The sequence below is a fragment of the Frankia sp. AgKG'84/4 genome (genome assembly GCF_023242965.2).
Taxonomy (GTDB): Bacteria; Actinomycetota; Actinomycetes; order Frankiales; family Frankiaceae; genus Frankia.
Genome location: NZ_JALKFU020000638.1, coordinates 1 through 685, shown reverse-complemented (window position 1 = coordinate 685; position 685 = coordinate 1). Strand labels below are relative to the sequence as shown.

The following is a 685-nucleotide window of genomic DNA, read 5'->3' as shown; positions in this document are numbered from 1 at the left end:
CGGCGAACAGGCGGACCGCCGGATAGTGGGCCACCGCCGCGCGGTCGGTGAGGTGCACGGGCCGCGCCGGGGGCAGCGCGAGCGGCTCGACCGGCCACAGCGTCTCGCCGGTGATCGCCAGCGGCTCCCGGCTGGTCGCGAGGATCCGCACCTGCGGGCAGGCGCCGAGGACCTCCTCGGCGAGAGCGGCCACCGGGTCGAGCAGATGTTCGCAGTTGTCCAGCAGGAGCAGCATCCGTCGCCCGGCGAGGGTGGCGGTGAGACGTTCCACCGGGTCGCTGTCGACCATCCCGCGCAGCCGTAGCGCGCCGAGGATGACCTGTTCACGCAGGCCGAGCGCGGCGAACACGGCCTGCGGCAGATCACCGGCGGCCGTGACCGGCGCGAGCTCGACCAGCCAGGCGCCGTCCGGCAGCGACAGCGGGTGGTCGTCGCCGCCGTCGTCGAGCAGCCGCCGCCCCGTCTCGACCGCGAGCCGGGTCTTGCCGGCGCCGCCCGGCCCCACCAGGGTGACCAACCGGGAACCGCTGACCAGGCGCCGGACCTGCTCCGCGTCGCGGCTGCGGCCGACGAAGCTGCTCAGGGCGGCGCGGAGGTTGGTACGCGGCTGCCCGTCGGCCTGCGCCGCGATCCCCGCCTCGGTTTCGCCCCCTGTCTGCGCCCCGGCCACGGGCCGGTCGCCCGC

1 pseudogene is annotated in these 685 nt (G+C 76.5%); it reads right to left on the bottom strand.

The features are described 5' to 3' along the window. Positions 1 to 670: pseudogene (locus MXD58_RS24365) on the bottom strand (hypothetical protein); the annotation flags it as partial. Between the last annotated feature and the right edge of the window lie 15 nt (positions 671 to 685).